The organism is Chitinimonas sp. BJYL2, from assembly GCF_027257935.1.
Lineage (GTDB): Bacteria > Pseudomonadota > Gammaproteobacteria > Burkholderiales > Chitinimonadaceae > Chitinimonas.
In genome coordinates, this window is the sequence record NZ_JANZKW010000001.1 from 297,191 (window position 1) to 316,372 (window position 19,182).

Here is a 19,182-nt window from a genome sequence, read left to right on the forward strand (position 1 = left end):
TGGAAGACTCGACAAGGACGCCGCCCAGCTCGCAAGAGTGCGGGCGGCGTTTTGTTTCCTGCCAGCCAAGGATTTGCCCATGAGCAACCGCATCCATCACGGCAGCCTCGCCATCGCCCGCGAGCTGTACGACTTCGTGAATAACGAAGCCATTCCCGGCAGCGGCATCAGTGCCGACGCCTTCTGGTCCGGCTTTGAGGCCATCATTGCCGATCTGCAACCGCAGAACACCGCGCTGCTCGCCCATCGCGACGCGCTGCAAGCCAAGATCGACGCTTGGCACCAAGCCAACCCGGTGTTCAATCTGGCCGCCTACAAAACCTTCCTGGCAGAGATCGGCTACTTGCAGGCAGAAGGTGACGACTTTGCGGTGACCACGACCAATGTGGACGACGAAATCGCCCGCATGGCCGGCCCGCAGCTGGTGGTACCCGTCAAGAACGCGCGCTATGCACTCAACGCCGCCAACGCGCGCTGGGGTTCGCTGTACGACGCGCTCTACGGCACCGATGTGATCGCGGAGACCGGCGGTGCCGACAAGGGCAAGGGTTACAACCCGGTGCGCGGGGCCAAGGTCGTTGAATTCGGTCGTCAGTTCCTAGACCAGACCTTTGCGCTGCAAGCCGGTTCGCACAACGATGTCACCCTCTACAGCGTGGCCAATGGCCGCCTGCTGGTGGCCCTGAAGGGTGGCGAAACCACTGGCCTGCAAGACCCGGGTGCGTTCGTGGGCTACACCGGCTCGGCCGCAACGCCAGACAGCATCTTGCTCAAGCACAACGGCCTGCATGTCGAAATCCAGATCGACGCCAAGCACCCGATCGGCGCAACCGACCCCGCACGCGTCAAGGACATCGTCCTCGAAGCCGCCATCACCACGATTCAGGATTGCGAAGACTCAGTCGCCGCCGTCGACGCCGAAGACAAGGTGGAGGTGTATCGCAACTGGCTGGGCCTGATGCTGGGCACGCTCGAAGACACGTTCGAGAAGGGTGGCAAGCCAGTCACCCGCCGCATGAACGCCGACCGCGTCTACAAATCGGCCCAGGGCGGCGAGCTGAGCCTGCATGGCCGCTCTCTGATGCTGCTGCGCAATGTGGGCCACCTGATGCGCAACCCGGCCATTAGCTGGCAGGGCGAAGAAGTGTACGAGGGCATCATGGATGCCGCCGTTACCGCACTGATCGCCAAGGTCGATATCGACCGCCGTGGCGCGCTGCGCAATAGCCGCACCGGTTCGTTCTATATCGTGAAGCCGAAGATGCACGGCCCCGATGAAGTTGCCTTCGCGGTCGAGCTGTTCGCCCGCGTCGAGACCCTGCTGGGCCTGCCCGTCAATACGCTGAAGATCGGCGTGATGGACGAGGAGCGCCGCACCAGCGTGAACCTCAAGGCATGCATCCGCGCAGCGCGTGAACGCATCATTTTCATCAACACCGGCTTCATGGACCGCACCGGCGACGAGATTCATACGTCCATGGAAGCCGGCGTGATGGTGCGCAAGGAAGCGATCAAGTCCACCGCCTGGATCAAGGCTTACGAAGACGCCAATGTCGATGTAGGCCTGCTGTGCGGCTTGCAAGGCAAGGCGCAGATCGGCAAGGGCATGTGGCCCAAGCCTGATCTGATGGCGGAGATGATGAAGGCCAAGCTTGGCCACCCGCAGGCCGGCGCCAACTGCGCCTGGGTGCCCTCGCCCACCGGCGCCGTGCTGCACGCGCTGCATTACCACCAGGTCGATGTGTTCGCGCGCCAAAACGAACTCAAGCTGCGCACCCGCGCCAGCCTGGACGATCTGCTCACGCCGCCGCTGGCGCCGAGCACGGATTGGTCGGCCGCCGATATCCAGTCCGAACTCGACAACAACTGCCAGGGCATTCTTGGCTATGTGGTGCGCTGGGTAGACCAGGGCGTGGGCTGTTCCAAAGTGCCCGATATCCACAATGTGGGCCTGATGGAAGATCGTGCCACGCTGCGTATCAGCAGCCAGCACGTCGCCAACTGGCTGCGCCATGGCGTGGTCACCCGCGAGCAGGTGCAGGCCGCGCTGGAACGCATGGCCGCAGTGGTCGATGCGCAGAATGCGGGGGATGCGGCTTACCAAGCCATGGCGGGTAATTTCGCCACCAGCATCGCCTTCCAGGCCGCCAGTGACTTGATTTTCGAAGGCACGAAGCAGCCCAATGGCTACACCGAGCCTTTGCTGCATCAGGCACGGCTGGCCGTGAAAGCAGGCGGGTAAGCTGAACCTGCTACAGGCCGGATTTGCGCCGGGTCTGCTGAGACAGATCCGGCGCAACCGTGAAATGACGACTCATGGCCTAGAATCATGAGTATGTACGGCCCATACACCCAGCCCGCCCCTCTATCCGCCACCCAATCCAACTGGCACTGGTTGCTGCTAGCCGCTTTGGCTTACTACCTGAGCGCCCGGCTTGGCATGACCATATTCTCGCTCCAGCCGGCCAACATCACACTGCTTTGGCTACCTGCCGGCATCGGCTTGGCCATGTGTGTGGTGGGCGGACCTGTTGCGCTGGCAATGATATTCATGGCCAGTTTCAGCGCCAACCTACCGGGCATGGCGCATGCCTCAAGCCTGATGCAGGTGCTGCATACCTCAGTCGCAGCGGGTGCCGACACACTCGCTCCCTGGCTGGCAGCCCGGATGCTGAAGTTCCATCTCCCCTATGGATTAACGTATCTGGGGGACCTCTTTCCGTTCATCCTGCGCGTCTGCGCCCTGCCCACACTGGTGTCTGCATTGATTCTGGCCACCAATCTGGTTATCGGCCGCTACATCGACATCGAAGCCGGCCCCGCTTTTGTGGCCATGCTGTTGTTTGCCGACAGCTTGGGCATCCTCATCAGCTATCCGCTGATCCACGCTTGGCAAAGGCGCACGCCGATGGCGTTCCGCGACTGGCGTGCCTGGGCCTGCGTCACGGGGCTGGCGGTGTTGCTGGCCTGGCTGGCCTTTGAACACGTTGCCGGGCTGATTTTTCTGGTGATGCCGGTGATGCTCTACCTGGTTTTCCGCGTCCCCGACCATGCGACGCTGCTGGCCTTGGCCGTGACGCTATGCCTGATCGTGGCACTGGCCGGGCACAATCTCGGCCCTTTCAATGTGGGTAACGTGGCGCACTCTCGATTCATGCTGCAGGCCTTCCTGCTGTCGACCGCGCTGATCACTCTGGGCCTGATGCTGCAGCACGATGACCTCATGCGCACCTTGCTGGCCAAGCAGGACTGGCAATACCGCGCCAATCATGACGCGCTGACCGGATTACCGAATCGGCGGACCCTGATACCGGAGGTCGAGCATGAAATCGAACGCGCCCACCGTAGCGGTCGCGGCTTTGCACTTGCCTTGATCGATATCGATCACTTCAAGCAGATCAATGACAAGCACGGCCACCCACGCGGTGACGCCGTGCTGGTGGCACTCGCCCGCCACCTGCAAGCCAGTCTGCGCAATATCGATATTGCCGCTCGCATCGGTGGCGAGGAATTTGCGATCCTCTTTCCGGAAACAGCTCGGGACGATGCCTTGCGTGCGCTCGAACGTATCCGTGAAGCATTGGCAGCGCAGGATATCGAGGCCGGCGGTCAGATCTTGCGCATCACCATCAGCGCAGGCCTGGCACACTGGGACGAGCAAACGGCCGGCGGCAACGCTGAAACACTGCTCGAACAGGCCGACCAGCGTCTGTATGCCGCCAAACGCGCGGGCCGCAACTGCGTGGTGGCGGCTTAGCCATCACCGCACCCGGAGGCGACAGCATGGATCGCCACGGCAAGCCGCGAACGCTTGGCCTGCGCACTCTCTGCCCGCTCGTCTCCACTTTCAGCGGGACGCCTAGCCCCGCCAAGCATCACCGCCGTCTTCAGTCAGGCTGGTTTTCGCAGGCTGGTCCACACCTTCTCGCCAGCCTTCACCATCAGTAGTACCACCGCGCCGGCGATCACACCAATTACGCCCTCGCTGAGCGTGGTGACCAGCCACCCCATGCCGCCCGCACCGCTGGCCCAGTCTTCGATCAGGTGATGAGCCGCCGGCACCCCGTGGATCAGGATGCTGCCGCCCACAAGGAACATGGCCGCAGTGCCCAGCACGGAGAGCGACTTCATCAACCAAGGCGCCAGCCATAGCAAGGCGCGGCCGACTTGTTGTGCCGCTGCTTGACGCATCTTGCTCAGATGAAGCCCGGCGTCGTCGAGTTTGACAATGCCGGCTACCAGGCCATACACGCCTACCGTCATGATGGCGGCAATCCCCACCAGCACCGCGACACGCTGGCCGAATGGCGCGTTGGCCACCGTACCCAGTGCAATCACGATGATTTCGGCCGAGAGGATGAAATCGGTACGGACAGCACCGCGAATCTTTTCGCGCTCCATTTCCACCATATCCACAGCAGGATCCGCCAGTGCACGCAGGTGCTCGGCATGGTGGGCTTCGTCCTCTTCCGGCTTGTGCAGGAACTTGTGCGCCAGCTTTTCCACACCTTCAAAACACAGGAAGGCCCCGCCCAGCATCAGCAGCGGCAACACCGCCCAAGGCGCAATGGCGCTGATCAACAGTGCCGCCGGCACCAGAATCACCTTGTTGCGCACCGAGCCCTTGGCCACGGCCCAGACCACCGGTAATTCGCGGTCGGCATTCACGCCGGAAACCTGCTGGGCATTGAGCGCCAGATCATCACCGAGTACACCGGCGGTCTTCTTGGCAGCCACTTTGGTCATCACCGCCACATCGTCAAGAATGGTGGCAATGTCGTCGATCAGGGCAAACAGGCTGGATGCGGCCATCGGGTGTCCTTGCAGGTTAAGCGCACAGTGCAGGCGCAGGCGGGTAGGCCCGATTGTAGCCCGATGTCAGCAGACGTGAATGCCCTTACCCGGTGCGGGCACTCCAGCTTGCTTGGCGCGGCAAGCCCGCTTGCCCGTAGAATCATGGGCCCTCCTCGCCACAAGCGTAGGCCTGCGCATGTCCCTCTCCCGGCTCATCGGTCGTTTCATTCGCCAGCACTGGCGTCCCTATCTGCTCTCGGCCCTGATGCTGGCCGGGGTTGCCCTGCTGACCGTGTGGATTCCGCGTCAGGTCGGCGCGATTGTCGATGGCCTCGTCGCAGGCACGCTCACTGCGCAGGATCTGTGGCTGCCGCTGGGCAAACTGGTGCTCGCCGGTATCGGTATCTACTTCCTGCGCGTGGGTTGGCGTTTGCAGCTTTTTGTGGCCAGCTACCGGCTCGGCGTGGAGCTGCGGCGACGTTTGTACCAGCGCATGAGCCTGCAAGGGCCGGCCTTCTTCCAGCAGCAGCGCACTGGCGATCTGATGGCGCTGGCCACCAATGATGTCGATGCCGTCGAAATGGCGTCGGGCGAGGCCATGCTGGCTGGCTTTGACGGCACGCTGACGCTGGTGATGGTGGTGGCAACAATGACGCTGGCGATCAACTGGCAGCTCGCCGCCATCGCCCTGCTGCCGTTTCCCTTGATGGCGCTGGCGTTCTGGGCGATTTCCAATCGCATCCACCATGCCAGCAAGGACGCGCTCGAACGCTTCAGCGCGCTCAACGACCATGTGCAGGAAACGCTGTCGGGCGTGCGCACCGTGCGTGCGCTGGGCCTCGAACACCGCGCTGCTGCCGATTTCAGCCAGCTGGCCGGCCGTGCAGCGCGCGCCAGTCTGCGTGCGCAGCGCTGGGAAGCGGCGTACGAACCCGCCGTGGGGCTGACGCTGGTTGCCGCCACCGTGCTGGCACTGGGCTATGGCGGTCAGCTGGTCTGGCAACAGGCACTGTCGGTTGGCCAGCTCACGGCGTTCACCATGTATCTGGGCCAGCTGATCTGGCCGATGTTTGCAGCGGGCTGGGTGCTGTCGCTGATCGAACGCGGCCGCGCGGCCTGGGGGCGCTTGCAACCAGTGCTCGATGCACCGCTGGCCATGGCCGACGAAGGCAAGATCACCACGCTGAAGCCGGGGCACTTGGTGTTTGACCAGGTCGCACTGCGCTATCCGGGCCAACAGACCGATGCCTTGCAGGATGTGTCGTTCACACTCGCGCCGGGGCAGACGCTGGGCCTGGTCGGCCCGACCGGCTCAGGTAAATCCAGCCTGCTGCGTGTGCTACTGCGCCAGTACGCTAGCTGTGCCGGCACACAACGCTGGAACGGTGTCGAGCTGCACGATTACACGCTGACCACACTCAGCAATGCGATTGCCTGGGTGCCGCAAGAGCCCTTCCTGTTTTCGGCCAGCATTGCCGAGAACATCGCACTATCTCGCCCTGATGCAAGCCGTGAGCAGATCGAACAGGCGGCGCGGCTAGCGGCCGTGCACGACGATATCGCCCGTCTGCCGCAAGGCTACGACACACCGGTTGGCGAACGCGGCGTCACGCTGTCGGGTGGGCAGCGCCAGCGCGTGGCAATTGCCCGCGCGCTGCTGGCCGACGCACCTTTGCTGCTGCTCGACGACGCGCTGTCGGCTGTCGATACCCAAACCGAAACCGATATCCTCGGCCATCTGCGCAGTGCGCGGCAGGGCCGCACGGTCATCATCGCCAGTCATCGCTTGTCAGCCGTGATGGATGCCGACCAGATCCTCGTCCTGCGTCACGGCCATATCAGCGAAACCGGCACCCACGCCGAACTGCTCGTGCGCGATGGCTGGTACGCCGCGCAGTGGCGCTATCAGCAACTGGAGGCCAGCCTCGATGCGGATTGATACCAACACGCGCCGCGCAGTCGCGCTGATGCAGCACGCCGCCGCGCCCGAAAAATCGCACCTCTGGCACGGCCTCGCCTGGCTGATTGTCGCCGCGGCGCTGGAGGCCATCGGCCCGCTGCTAGGCCGTCACTTCATCGACGATTACCTGCTGCCGCGTCAGCTCGACTGGCCCGGCATTGTCATGTTGCTCGGCGGCCTGCTGCTCAGCGGCTGGATCGCCAGCCTGCTGCGCTATGTGCAGCTGGTACGGCTGGCCGGCGTGGCCATGCGATCAGTGCAGCGGCTGCGGGAACAGGTTTATGGCCATGTGCTGCGCCTGCCCATGGCGTTTTTCGACCGTGCGATTACCGGCCAGCTGGTCAGCCGCGTCACCAACGATACCGAGCAGGTCAAAAGCCTCTATGTGCAAGTGCTGTTCGTGATGCTCGACAGCAGCATCGTCGTGCTCGGCGCACTCGCCGCCATGGCCTGGCTCGATTGGCGACTGATGTTGATCGTGCTGCTGCTGGTGCCGGCCGTGGTGGTGATCGTCTGGTTCTACCAGCGCTTCTCGGCACCGGCAGTTGCGCGTGCACGCGAGCTGCGCTCGGAAATCAACGCGCAGATCGCCGAGAGCATCGCCGGTATGGCCGTCTTGCAGGCAGCCGGCGCGGTGGGCCGCTTCAATCAGCGCTTTGGCCGCGCGACCGAAGGCTATTTCGACGCCCGTTGCAGCGAACTGCGCGCCAATGCCTGGCTGTTGCGCCCCATGCTCGACCTGCTGAATGTGCTGCTCTTGGTCACGGTGATCTACGGCTTTGGCAGCCGCACGATCAGCGGCATGGAAGTGGGCATCCTCTATGCCTTCGTGAGCCTGCTGGGCCGCGTGGTGGACCCGCTGATCCAGATCACCCTGCAGTTCAGCCAGCTGCAGCAAGCCGTGGTGGCTGCATCGCGCGTTGATACGCTGCTGCAGGAACCCACCGACTCGGCGCGAGTAGAACAAGCCACCCCGCTGCGCATAGCCCACGGCTGCATCGAACTCGATGCACTGCGCTTTGGCTACACGCCTGAACACCCTGTGCTGCATGACTTGAGTCTGGCTATCCCGGCCGGTGCCTTTGTCGGGATCGTCGGCCACACGGGTAGCGGCAAGTCCACACTGCTGTCCTTGCTCTTGCGCTTCTATCAGCCGCAAAGCGGAAAGATCCTGATCGACGGCACGCCACTGGCGCAGTTTGATGACGCCGGTTTCCGCGCTCAGGTCGGGTTGATCCCGCAGGAGCCGTTCCTGCTGGCCGCGAGTGCGCGCGAGAATATCGACATGGGTCGCGGTCTGGATGATGCCACGATAGAAACCGCTGCCCGCGCAGCACACTGCCACGACTTCATCACGCGTCTGCAAAACGGCTACGCCACGCAGCTGGGTGAAGGCGGCGCGCTGTTATCGAGCGGCCAGAAGCAGTTGATCGCGATTGCCCGCGCGCTGGCCGGCCAGCCGCGCATCCTGTTTCTGGATGAGGCGACGGCGCATATCGATTCGGAAACCGAGCAGATCGTGCAGCAGGCGCTCAGCGCGCTGCACGGCAAGGTGACAATGGTGTCGATTGCCCACCGGCTATCGACGATTCGCGATGCGGATCAGATCGTGGTGCTCAATCATGGCCGGATTGCCGAGCAGGGCAATCATGAAGCGCTGATGGCGATTCCACAGGGCATCTATCAGCGCCTTTATCTGCTGCAGCAGATCGGTGATACGCCGGATCAAGACTGAGCGGCCTCAGTAGCCGACCTGTCGGCCCTCGATCACCGGCAGGATATCGGTGGAGATCAGCGACCAGATCACCCGGACCACGGATTCGGAAGCAATGGTAGTGTGACGGTTGCCGCTGATGGCCAGCTTTTCGCGTAGCTCACGGCGGATATCGGGCAGGCCGGTGAGGTCGAAGATCACATCCACGCCTTGCCCCAGATGCACCACATCATCCAGGGTGCGTACACCGATACCAGCCTTGATGGCCTGCTGACGGCCGGGGGTGTCGTGGACTTCGGCCACACACACAAGCTCGATACCCTGACCATGTCGCGGCAACATCTTGTCCAGAAAGGCCGAACCGATACGCCCCAGGCCAATGATCGCGATACGCTGGTTGTTCATGCCTGCTCCTTATCCTTGGGCGCACATCGCGCCTGCAGATAGGTATAGAACCTCAGCGGCTCAGGCGCGAACGACTTGTTCCGTGCTGGCTACCTGGGCGGCCGGTTCGGCCTGATCCACCGTTGCCGTGAATTCGCTGATCAGTGCCACGGCAAACAGCGCAGCGACGCTGACGACGAGAGTGGACTGGAACAGATCGTTGATGAAGGTGCGTTGCATGATTTTCTCCTGGTACTGATTTTGTTTAGGGAGAAGCGTTGTGCTCCTCTGATGGCTTGCATCATGCGTGGTCGCAGGTCCAGCTTCGAGGCACTTGCGACCAGTTGCTGTCCAACACGGACAAAATGCGCCAAGCACGGATAAACGACGCCAGATCATCAGCAAGCGCCATGGCGGCAGCATCACCGCGCGCGGCCTTCATAAGACGATAACAATATGCGCGCATGCTGCAGGGCAACCTGAAACCGAGTCCGCCTGCCATGCCCCGCTACTTACGCCATTTGTTCCTGCTTGCCGCCCTGCTACCCGCCGCGTTTGCCGGGCCTGCCATCGATGTGGTTCAGGTCGCCGACCTCAGCGGCCCCAACAGCAACACTGCGCGCGATTTCGTTACCGGCGCCCGCACCTATTTCGACCAGATCAACGCGGCAGGCGGCGTGAACGGCCGACCGATCAATCTGGTGGTTGCCGATGACGGTGGCGACCCCGCAAGCACGGTGGTGCTGAGCCGTAAACTGGTGAGCCAGTACCGTCCTGTTGCCCTGTTCGGCCTGTTTGGTGACGACAATGTGCTGAAAGTGCTGGCGGACAAGCAGCTGGCCGGCGTGCCGCTGGTGGCACCCTATATCGGGTCCGAACAGACGCTGGGGCCCGCCGTGTACAGCCTGCGCGCCAGTTCTGTGGACGAGATCGCCAAGATCAGCCGCATCGCCGCGCAAAGCGGTATCCGCCAGATGGGCGTGGTCGTAGGCGACGACGCACTGAGCCGCAGCATTGCCGGCCAGATCGGCAAGCTGCTCAAGGACAACCATGTCGCCCTCACGGGCTTTGTGCGCCTGCCGGCCCAAGGCGGCGATATCGACGCCGCCGCCGCCCAGCTGGCCGGCAAGGCACCGCAAGCCGTAATTCTCGCCTCGCCGACCATCAATGCAGCCGCGTTTGTGCAGGCCTATCAGCGCTTGCGGGGCAGCACGCCGTTCTATGCGCTGTCTTGGGTCAATCCGCAAACCATGCAGGAGTTCCTGGGCAATGAGGCGATCCGCTGGGTGGCCGTCAGCGCGCTGGTACCCTCTCCCTACAATCCCACGCTGCCGATTGCGCGCGAGTTCGTCAGCGCCTTGAAGAAGTACCGCGATGAACCGCCCAGCTATGCCTCGATGGAGGGCTATCTGGCCGCGCGCATGCTCGTCGATGCGCTGCGTGGCGGCGATGCCAGCAGCGTCGCGCTACGCCGCAATCTGGATAGCTATCGGCGCAATCTGGGTGGCTTTGCGCTGAAAATGGACGGCACCAATAGCCGGGCGTCGCGTTTTGTGGATCTGGCGGTGTTCTCGGGCTCGGGGCGATTGGTCAACTAAGTAGCGGTACCCGGCCAAAAGAAAGGCGCTCATTGCTGAGCGCCCTTCTTACTTGCCACTGCCAGCTCAGAACTTGAGTTCGAGCGTCGCGTTCCAGTTGACGAAGGTCTTGTTGCGATTGCTGCTCACTCGGTAGACCCCACCTTGCTGAAGGGTACTACCGCTGGTTGAATCGGCATGGCTGAGATTGGATCCCGACACGCGCAGCTGCGCAGCCGGGCCAAAACGCCACAGGGCGTAGGCATCCAGCACGCGGCGCGGGCCGGTATCGCTGGTTTCACTGCTGCTCGTCTGCACCGTGTAACCCGGCACCCAGTTGTAGTTAGCCCCAATCGTCAGCGGCACGCTGCGAAAGCGGTAATCCACGCCCAGATTGGCCGTTTGCTTGGCCTGCCGATCAAGCCGGTTGTTGGGGCCGGGAATGCCATCCACGCTGGACCAGTACTGGCTGAGATTGGCACGTACATCCAGTTGCAGATCGGACTCGATCAGCTCGCCTATGCGGAACTTGGCTTCCAGCTCCACGCCCCGCGTACTGGCACCGGCCAGATTCACTGGCTGATTGAGCCAGCGGCCATCGGCTTGCTGGCTGGTCTGGCGGCGAATCAACTGATCGATACGCCGCGTAAACAGATTGGCGCTCACCAGGCCGTTCTGGCTCAGGTAATGCTCGTACGCCACTTCCAGGCCCCAAGCGAGTTCAGGCTGCAGATTGGGATTGCCGCTGCGATCCGGATTGGTGGGGCTGTTGTCTGTGGAGACATAGGGCCGACCAGCCAGATCCCAGGTATTCGGTGCGCGATAGCTGCGCGTGAGATTGGCGCGGATCTGGTCATTCTTCTTGCCCGGAATCCGCCATACCGTATGGAAGGTCGGGCTGACCACACTGCTGGTACGCTCGATCTGGGTCAGCTTGTCGCGGCTTTCCACCGTGATGCTTTCCCATCGCACACCGCCATATGCCGACCACTGCGGGTTGATATCCCACTCGTCCTGCACAAAGGCGGCGAGTTTACGGGTGCTGGCGTTGATCACATCACCAAACTCGGTGATCTGCGGCACGCCGTTCTCGATCACCTTGCGATCCTGGGTGCGCTTGCTCAGATCAGCATCCCAGCCCAGTGCCAGTGCGTGTGTCTCACCGATCGGCGTAGACCATTTGCCACCCGTCGTGAAGCCGTTGTCCTCGGTGCGCGAGTCGTCGTGACGACGCAGGCGCAGGGTGCCATCGGCCAGATACTCGCGGCGCTCGGACGTGTTGTCGTTACGGTTGGCATTGAAGCCGAAGCGGACATTGAGTTTACGTCCCTCATCCAGCTTGCGTTGCCAGTTGCCGGAGCCACGCAGCATGTCGAAGCTGCCATCGCCATCGCCAGCGCTGCTCGTATAGGGGGCAGGCTCGCCCAACGGACGTTCGAGCTGGCCGGTGTAGGTGTAACGATTGTCGGAGTGGAAAATGAAGGTCTGTGCCGTGAGGCTATCGTCCTCACTGATCTTCCAGTTAAGCCGCGGGCTGGCCATCAGGCGACGGGACTGAAACTGCGACCGGTTGCTGCTGTCTTCGCGGAAATTGAGGCGGCCATCGGCGGCGTAACCTAGCGTGCCACTGCTGGATTCATCTTTGCCGCGGCTCTGGTCAAAGTTGGCCGATAGCGTGTAACCCAGGCTGCCCACCTTGTCGTTGTGCTGCAAGGCAATGCCGGGCTGAAGGCCTCGGCCGTTGTCGTTGAGCGTGAACTTGGCTTCGCTGAGGCGTTTGCGGGCATCTTCACGCAAAACGATATTGATGGTGCCAGCAATGGCCTGGGCACTATGTTCGGCCGTGGGCGCGCGCATCACTTCGATCCGTTCGATCTGATCGGGCGACATAGAATCGAGCGAGAAGCCGCGCGGTGCGGGTTCGCCATTGAGCAGGATCTGCGTGTAGCCGCTGCCGAGTCCACGCATGCGGATCTCGCCCCCGCGGCGACCCGGTGTGCCGCCAAGGGTTACACCAGGCAGACGCTTGAGCACATCTCCCAGGTTCGTATCCCCATACTGGGCGATCTCTTCCCGGCCCACCACGATCTTGGCGGCGGAGCTGGCACGACGGCGATCGGTGTCGGTGATCTGGCGTCCGGTTACATTGATTTTCTCATCCGCCTTGGTCGCTGACTCTGTCTTGGGGGGCGGGGTGGTGTCTTTGGCGGAAGCATCGGGGTCCGCCGCCTGCGCCGTCACGACGCACATCGCGCTCAGCAGCAGGTACAGGGGAGCGCGTGGACACGGGGGATACAGGGGCACGAATTCCTCCTCAATCTGTTTTATTGGCCATGTTGGTCAGGGGGAATCCGTATTGGTTCACCATGATGAGCCAGCCTGCAGGCTGATCTCCGGCGCGCATGGTAGCAGCACACTTGTTGCATTCCTCATTCCAGCCCGGAAAGTTCCCCACACCCAACGGCATGCCACCCAGGCTGGCGCCGATGAGGCGAGGCTGATCGCTTACAATACAGGTTGCGGCGGCAGGTCATGCCGACCGCACAGGCTTGCCCGGCAGACCGGGCCACCCCGATACAGACTGGATTGCCCATGCTTCGCCTCAACGAACTCCGCCTTGAACTCGATCACACCCCGGAACAACTGGATACCGCGCTGCGCGAGCGCCTGCGCATCAAGCCCGCCGACCTGATCGGTTTTACAGTCTTCCGGCGCGGTTATGACGCGCGACGTGGCCAGATCACCCTGGTCTATACGCTGGATGTCGAGGTACGCAATGAGGAGACGGTATTACGCCGGCTCGCGGGTGACAACAAGATCGGCCCGGCGCCCGATATGACGTATCGCCCTGTCGGCCATGCACCGGCCGGATTGCCGCATCGGCCCGTGGTGGTGGGTTTCGGTCCCTGCGGCATCTTCGCGGCACTGATCCTCGCGGAAATGGGCTTCAACCCCATCGTGCTTGAACGCGGCAAGGAAGTCCGCCAGCGCACCCAGGATACCTGGGGCCTGTGGCGCAAGAACACACTGAACCCGGAGTCCAACGTTCAGTACGGTGAGGGTGGCGCGGGCACGTTCTCGGATGGCAAGCTCTACAGCCAGATCAGCGATCCGCGCTTTCTGGGCCGCAAGGTGCTCAAGGAGTTTGTGGCGGCAGGTGCACCGGAAGAAATCCTCTATGTGAGCAAGCCCCATATCGGCACCTTCAAGCTCGTCAGCATGGTCGAGATCATGCGACAGAAGATCATCGATCTGGGCGGTGAAATCCGCTTTGAACAGAAGGTGACCGACCTGCTGATCGAGGGTGCAGAGGGTAGCCGCCAGGTGCGCGGGCTACGCCTCGCCAGCGGCGAAGAAATCCGTACCGATCACGTGGTGATGGCACTGGGTCACAGCGCACGCGATACCTTCACCATGCTGCACGAGCGCGGTGTGTTCATGGAGGCCAAGCCATTCTCGGTGGGTTTCCGGATTGAACACCCGCAATCACTGATCGACCGCGCCCGTTTTGGCAAGCATGCCGGCAACCCGGTACTTGGCGCCGCGGATTACAAGCTGGTCCATCACGCCAGCAATGGTCGCTCCGTGTATAGCTTCTGCATGTGCCCCGGTGGCACCGTAGTCGCCGCCACCTCCGAACCCAATCGTGTGGTCACCAACGGGATGAGCCAGTACTCACGCAACGAGCGCAATGCCAATGCGGGCATCGTCGTGGGTATCGGGCCAGCCGACTATCCCGGTGATGTGCTGGCCGGCATGGCCTTCCAGCGCGAACTGGAATCGCACGCCTTCGTGCTCGGCGGTGGCGATTACAGCGCGCCAGGGCAACTGGTGGGTGACTTTCTGGCGGGTCGCTCGTCCACCCAGCTGGGTGCCGTGCAACCCTCTTACAAACCTGGCGTCAAGCTTGGCGATCTCGCCACGGCACTACCGGACTACGCGATCCAGGCCATGCGTGAAGCGATTCCCGCATTTGCACGCCAAATACGTGGCTTTGACATGCCCGATGCCGTGCTGACTGGCGTGGAAACCCGCACCTCCTCACCTGTGCGGCTCACTCGCGGGGAAGACTGCCAAAGCCTCAATGTGCGAGGCCTGTTCCCGGCTGGCGAAGGTGCCGGCTATGCGGGCGGGATTCTCTCGGCAGGGGTGGACGGCATCCGCGTTGCGGAAGCTGTTGCGCAAGCCATTCTGGGCTAAGCAAGCCGGACTGAAGGCGTAAGGTGGCGGGCAATATGCCGCGCATGGCCGGTGTTCGCCAAAGAGCCCACCGAGCCCAAGCGGCCGCAGCCGTGCATGGGGCCGCAGGGCGGCAGTAACAGGGACAGCGGCACACACCAACAAGCACGGCACGACGCACAAAGAAAAAGGCCTGCAGACATTGTCTGCAGGCCTTTGATTCTTGGTCGGAGCGAGAGGATTCGAACCTCCGACCCCTTGCACCCCATGCAAGTGCGCTACCAGGCTGCGCCACGCTCCGACTCGGAAGAGCGCGGATTATACCCGAGATTATCTGGCTGGCAAGCCGCTTATGCCCGGATGAAATCGCGCAGTGCAATCAGCTCCACGCGCAGGCGGCGTAACGTTGCCTGCGCACTGGCATCCATCTCCGCCTCATGCTCCAGCGCCGCACCCAGGCTGGGTTCACCATGTTCAGCGGCGTCCAGTGCATGTTGCTCCAGACGGTTACGCGCACCACTGATGGTAAAACCCTCTTCGTACAGCAAAGTACGAATACGCCGAACCAGCAGCACTTCGTGGTGCTGGTAGTAGCGCCGGTTGCCACGCCGCTTGACTGGTCGCAACTGGGTGAACTCCTGCTCCCAGTAGCGCAGCACATGCGGCTTCACCCCGCACAGTTCGCTGACTTCACCAATGGTGAAGTAGCGTTTGGCGGGGATAGGCGGTAACTCAGTTCGGGGCGACGAGCTTTCCGTCTGCATAGTTGTCTTCCACCATGCCCTTCAGTTTCTGGCTGGCATGGAAAGTGACCACGCGGCGAGCCGAGATCGGAATCTCTTCGCCAGTTTTAGGGTTGCGACCAGGACGCTGCGGCTTGTCGCGCAGCTGGAAATTGCCGAAACCGGACAACTTCACACTTTCCCCCGCTTCGAGCGACTGGCGGATTTCTTCGAAGAAGGCCTCCACCATGTCTTTTGCTTCACGTTTGTTGAGGCCAACCTTGTCAAACAACAGGTCAGCCAGTTCGGCTTTAGTCAGAGTCAATCCCATGATTTTCTGAGGCAGGAATCGTCGCAAATTCACTATCCGGCGCTTAGCTGCGGAGCTCGGCCTGGACGCGTTGTTGCACCGCGACGATGAGTTGTGAGACGGCAGAATCGATGTCCGCGTCCGAAAGGTTTTTCTGAGTATCTTGCAATATCACCTTGAATGCAAGGCTCTTTTTCCCTTCCGGCACCCCTGCGCCGCGGTACACATCGAAGCATTCAATGGTCTTCACGCAGGGCTGCTTAGCCGTAGCGAACGCATCGAGAATCTGCTGATATTGCACCGCATCATCCACCACAAAAGCGAGGTCGCGGCGTACCGGCTGGAGCTTGGAAACTGGCTGCGACTTGACCAGATCACGCGCAGTCAGCGCCGACAGGTTCAACTCAAACAGCACGGGTGCAGCGGGCAGATCATAGCGCTGTACCCACTGCGGATGCAGCTCACCCAGCACGCCGATATCGCGGCCATCCAATATCACACGGGCGCAACGACCCGGGTGGAATGCCGGGTGCTCGGCCTTCTCGAAACGCGCGTGGCGCGGGGCCAGCAGCGCTTCGACATCGGCCTTGATGTCATAAAAATCCACGCGCTCAGCCTTGGCACCCCACTGCTCAGCCACGCGAGCGCCATAGGCCAGACCCGCGATCATTTCGGGTTGCTGCTCGGCCTGGGTGCCGTGGAACACACGCGCCACCTCAAACAGACGCACGCGCTCATGCTTGCGGTTGAGATTGCCGGCCAGCGTATGGATCAAGCCGCCAATCAGGGTCGAGCGCATCACGCTCATCTGGCTGGCAATCGGGTTGATCAGCTTGACCGGCTGCGCATTGGCAGCGAAGTCCGCTTCCCATTGCGACTCCACAAATGCGTAGCTGACGATTTCCTGGTAATCGCGCGATGCCAGCAGCTGCTTGATCGCCAGCGCCTCGCGGCGGCGGCCATCCTGCGCCAACATGGCCTGCGGTGCCGTTGGTGCGCGCGTGGGGACATTGTCGTAGCCGTACAGGCGCGCAACTTCTTCGATCAGGTCTTCTTCGATGGCGATATCGAAGCGGTAGCTCGGCGGCGTGACGTGCAGCGCTTCACCACTAGCGACGACCGTCAGGCCCAGCTTTTCGAACATGGCTTGCAAGGTAGTAACCGGCAGCTCTATGCCCAGCACCTTGGTCACGCGCGCAGGGCGCAATGCCACGGCAGGACGGGCTGGCAAAGTAGCCAGCGCCTCGCTGACCGGGCCGGCCTGGCCGCCACAGATGCTGAGCACCAGCTCCGTAGCGCGCTCCAGGGCATCACGGCAATGCCCGAAGTCGACACCACGCTCGAAACGGTGGCTGGAATCGGAGCCAAAGCCCAAGCGGCGGCTCTTGCCGGCGATCACGTTCGGGGCGAAGTAGGCAGATTCGAGGAACACATCCTGCGTTTCGCCAATCTGTACCGAAGTAGGCTGACCGCCCATGATGCCGGCCAGGGCAACGGGGCCGTTGGCATCGGCGATCACCAGCATGTCCGGTTCCAGCGCCAGCGTCTTGCCATTGAGCAGCTCAAGCTGTTCGCCAGCGGCCGCAAATCGCACGCTCACGGTGCCAGACAGCTTGGCATGGTCGAACGCATGCATGGGCTGGCCCTGCTCCAGCAGGATGTAATTGGTGATATCGACTAGCGCGGAGATCGAGCGGATACCGCTGCGCTCCAATCGGCGCTTCATCCAAACCGGCGTAGGTGCCGCGGCATTGACGCCACGCACCACACGTCCAGCGTAGCGCGGGCAGGCATCGGCAGCATCGAGCTTGATATCGCGGCGGTCGTCGATCTGCGGACTAACCGTGGCAATTGCGACCGGCTTGTAGTCCGCACCCGTCAGTGCAGCGACTTCGCGGGCGATGCCGCTCAGGCTCAGGCAGTCAGCGCGGTTCGGGGTCAGCTTGAGGGTCAGGATGCGGTCGTCGAGCGCGTAGTATTCGCGGAAATCCTGCCCGACCGGCGCATCGGCCGGCAGCAGCAAGAGGCCATCGCTCTCTTCGCTGACGCCCAGCTCGCGTGCTGAGCACAGCATGCCGAAGCTTTCCACGCCACGCAGCTTGGCTTCCTTGATCTGGAAGTCACCGGGTAACTGCGCACCAACCAATGCGCACGGGACTTTCACGCCTGGTGCGACATTGGGTGCACCGCAAACGATCTGCAGCAAATCCCCGCCCAAACCGGCATCGACCTTGCAGACGTTGAGTTTCTCGGCGTTCTCGTGCTTGCGCACCTCAACCACCTGAGCCACGACCACCTTGTTGAAAGCGGGTGCAGCCGGGTCGTTCTCTTCGACTTCTAGGCCGGCCATCGTCAGCAATTCGGCCAGCTGGGCGTTATCGAGTGACGGATTCACCAGCTCACGGAGCCATTGTTCAGAGAATTTCATGCCTTCTATCCTTCAGGACGGGCAACGCATCTTGGCGCTGCCGGGAATGCGGTTTCGGTCTGCCGGCTTAACGAAACTGGCCGAGGAAGTTCAGATCGTTCTCGAAGAACAGGCGCAAGTCGTTGACGCCGTAGTACAGCATGGCAAAGCGGTCGAGGCCGATACCGAATGCGAAGCCGGTATAGCGCTCGGGGTCGATGCCGACATTGCGCAGCACATTCGGGTGCACCATGCCGCAGCCACCCACTTCAAGCCAGCCGCGCTCGCCCAGCACATCGACTTCGGCCGAGGGTTCAGTAAACGGGAAGAAGGATGGGCGGAAGCGCACCTGCAGGTCATCGCGCTCGAAGAAGCGGCGCAGGAAATCAATCAGCGTGGCCTTGAGATCAGCGAAGCTGACGTCCTCATCCACCCACAAGCCTTCCATCTGGTGGAACATCGGCGAATGGGTGGCATCGGAGTCCACGCGGTACACGCGACCCGGCGCCACGATCTTGATCGGCGGCTGGTTGTCGAGCATGTAGCGCACCTGGATCGGGCTGGTGTGCGTACGCAGCACCAAGGGCTCGGCACCGGCTTCGCCCTCCACATAGAACGTGTCCTGCATCGCCCGCGCGGGGTGGTCCTTGGGGATATTCAGCGCTTCGAAGTTGTGCCAGTCGCCTTCGATCTCGGGGCCATCGGCCACTTCGAAACCCATGGACTGGAACAAGGAGACAATGCGTTCCTTGACCAAGCTGACCGGATGCAGGCCGCCTGCCTCGATACCGCGACCCGGCAAGGTCACATCCAGCGCCTCGGCAGCCAGCTGCTTGGCCAGCTTTTGCGCAGCCAGCGCGTCGCGGCGCTGATTCAACGCCTGCTCGAACGCCGTCTTGGCCTGATTGATCACCGCCCCTTGTGCGCGCTTTTCCTCTGGGGGCAGACTTGCAAGCTGTTTGAGCAGCTCGGTCAGCGCACCGGATTTACCCAGATAACGGGCTTTGACGTTTTCCAGCTCGACAGCATCATCGGTTGCGGCGAGCGCAACGATGCCCTCATCAAGAATGGCTTGGATATTGCCCATATGGTTTCACTCCAGAAGATCGCTGGCGATGAGTTCTCGATAGTCGAA

At 62.2% G+C, this 19,182-nt stretch carries 14 protein-coding genes and 1 tRNA gene; 6 read left to right on the top strand and 9 right to left on the bottom strand.

The window, feature by feature from the left end; genetic code table 11:
* Nucleotides 1-79 precede the first annotated feature (79 nt).
* On the top strand, nucleotides 80-2,242 hold the full coding sequence (locus O9X62_RS01410) for a malate synthase G (protein WP_269530991.1): 2,163 nt from the start codon (nucleotides 80-82) through the stop codon (nucleotides 2,240-2,242).
* 87 nt (nucleotides 2,243-2,329) lie between these two features.
* A complete protein-coding gene (locus tag O9X62_RS01415; protein ID WP_269530992.1) occupies nucleotides 2,330-3,757 on the top strand; it encodes a diguanylate cyclase in 1,428 nt (475 codons plus the stop codon).
* A gap of 134 nt (nucleotides 3,758-3,891) precedes the next feature.
* On the opposite strand, the gene O9X62_RS01420 is transcribed toward O9X62_RS01415, so the two are convergent.
* Nucleotides 3,892-4,812 carry a DUF808 domain-containing protein gene (locus tag O9X62_RS01420; protein WP_269530993.1) on the bottom strand — a complete coding sequence of 307 codons (921 nt, stop codon included), beginning with the start codon at nucleotides 4,810-4,812 and terminating at the stop codon, nucleotides 3,892-3,894.
* Between the two features lie 178 nt (nucleotides 4,813-4,990).
* Between O9X62_RS01420 and O9X62_RS01425 the strand changes: the two genes are divergently transcribed.
* Together O9X62_RS01425 and O9X62_RS01430 are read left to right on the top strand one after the other, a co-directional pair.
* The gene (locus tag O9X62_RS01425) at nucleotides 4,991-6,733 is read left to right on the top strand and encodes an ABC transporter transmembrane domain-containing protein (protein WP_269530994.1); all 1,743 of its coding nucleotides are present in this window, start codon (nucleotides 4,991-4,993) and stop codon (nucleotides 6,731-6,733) included.
* Nucleotides 6,723-8,489, top strand: a complete 1,767-nt coding sequence (locus tag O9X62_RS01430) for an ABC transporter ATP-binding protein (protein WP_269530995.1) — start codon at nucleotides 6,723-6,725, stop codon at nucleotides 8,487-8,489. Before O9X62_RS01425 ends, O9X62_RS01430 begins: the two co-directional genes overlap by 11 nt.
* Before the next feature lie 6 nt (nucleotides 8,490-8,495).
* On the opposite strand, the gene O9X62_RS01435 is transcribed toward O9X62_RS01430, so the two are convergent.
* Complete coding sequence (locus O9X62_RS01435) at nucleotides 8,496-8,873, bottom strand: homoserine dehydrogenase (RefSeq protein ID WP_269530996.1); 378 nt, start codon at nucleotides 8,871-8,873, stop codon at nucleotides 8,496-8,498.
* Nucleotides 8,874-8,933: 60 nt separating this feature from the next.
* Nucleotides 8,934-9,092 carry a hypothetical protein gene (locus O9X62_RS01440; RefSeq protein ID WP_269530997.1) on the bottom strand — a complete coding sequence of 53 codons (159 nt, stop codon included), beginning with the start codon at nucleotides 9,090-9,092 and terminating at the stop codon, nucleotides 8,934-8,936.
* A 260-nt stretch (nucleotides 9,093-9,352) separates the two neighbouring features.
* On the opposite strand from O9X62_RS01440, the gene O9X62_RS01445 reads away from it, so the two are divergent.
* A complete protein-coding gene (locus O9X62_RS01445) occupies nucleotides 9,353-10,450 on the top strand; it encodes an ABC transporter substrate-binding protein (protein WP_269530998.1) in 1,098 nt (365 codons plus the stop codon).
* 66 nt (nucleotides 10,451-10,516) lie between these two features.
* Here O9X62_RS01445 and O9X62_RS01450 read toward each other — a convergent pair whose 3' ends face one another.
* Nucleotides 10,517-12,733 carry a TonB-dependent siderophore receptor gene (locus tag O9X62_RS01450; protein ID WP_269530999.1) on the bottom strand — a complete coding sequence of 739 codons (2,217 nt, stop codon included), beginning with the start codon at nucleotides 12,731-12,733 and terminating at the stop codon, nucleotides 10,517-10,519.
* Between the two features lie 288 nt (nucleotides 12,734-13,021).
* Here O9X62_RS01450 and O9X62_RS01455 point away from each other — a divergent pair, with 288 nt between their 5' ends.
* On the top strand, nucleotides 13,022-14,629 hold the full coding sequence (locus O9X62_RS01455) for an NAD(P)/FAD-dependent oxidoreductase (protein WP_269531000.1): 1,608 nt from the start codon (nucleotides 13,022-13,024) through the stop codon (nucleotides 14,627-14,629).
* Nucleotides 14,630-14,832: 203 nt separating this feature from the next.
* On the opposite strand, the gene O9X62_RS01460 is transcribed toward O9X62_RS01455, so the two are convergent.
* From O9X62_RS01460 to pheS, 5 genes are all read right to left on the bottom strand, one after another.
* Nucleotides 14,833-14,909 (bottom strand) — tRNA-Pro (locus O9X62_RS01460).
* 49 nt (nucleotides 14,910-14,958) lie between these two features.
* Complete coding sequence (locus O9X62_RS01465; protein WP_269531001.1) at nucleotides 14,959-15,372, bottom strand: MerR family transcriptional regulator; 414 nt, start codon at nucleotides 15,370-15,372, stop codon at nucleotides 14,959-14,961.
* On the bottom strand, nucleotides 15,341-15,661 hold the full coding sequence (locus O9X62_RS01470) for an integration host factor subunit alpha (protein WP_374708384.1): 321 nt from the start codon (nucleotides 15,659-15,661) through the stop codon (nucleotides 15,341-15,343). Before O9X62_RS01470 ends, O9X62_RS01465 begins: the two co-directional genes overlap by 32 nt.
* A 43-nt stretch (nucleotides 15,662-15,704) precedes the next feature.
* A complete protein-coding gene (gene pheT, locus O9X62_RS01475; RefSeq protein ID WP_269531003.1) occupies nucleotides 15,705-18,068 on the bottom strand; it encodes a phenylalanine--tRNA ligase subunit beta in 2,364 nt (787 codons plus the stop codon).
* A gap of 67 nt (nucleotides 18,069-18,135) precedes the next feature.
* On the bottom strand, nucleotides 18,136-19,134 hold the full coding sequence (gene pheS / locus O9X62_RS01480; RefSeq protein ID WP_269531004.1) for a phenylalanine--tRNA ligase subunit alpha: 999 nt from the start codon (nucleotides 19,132-19,134) through the stop codon (nucleotides 18,136-18,138).
* Nucleotides 19,135-19,182 lie beyond the last annotated feature (48 nt).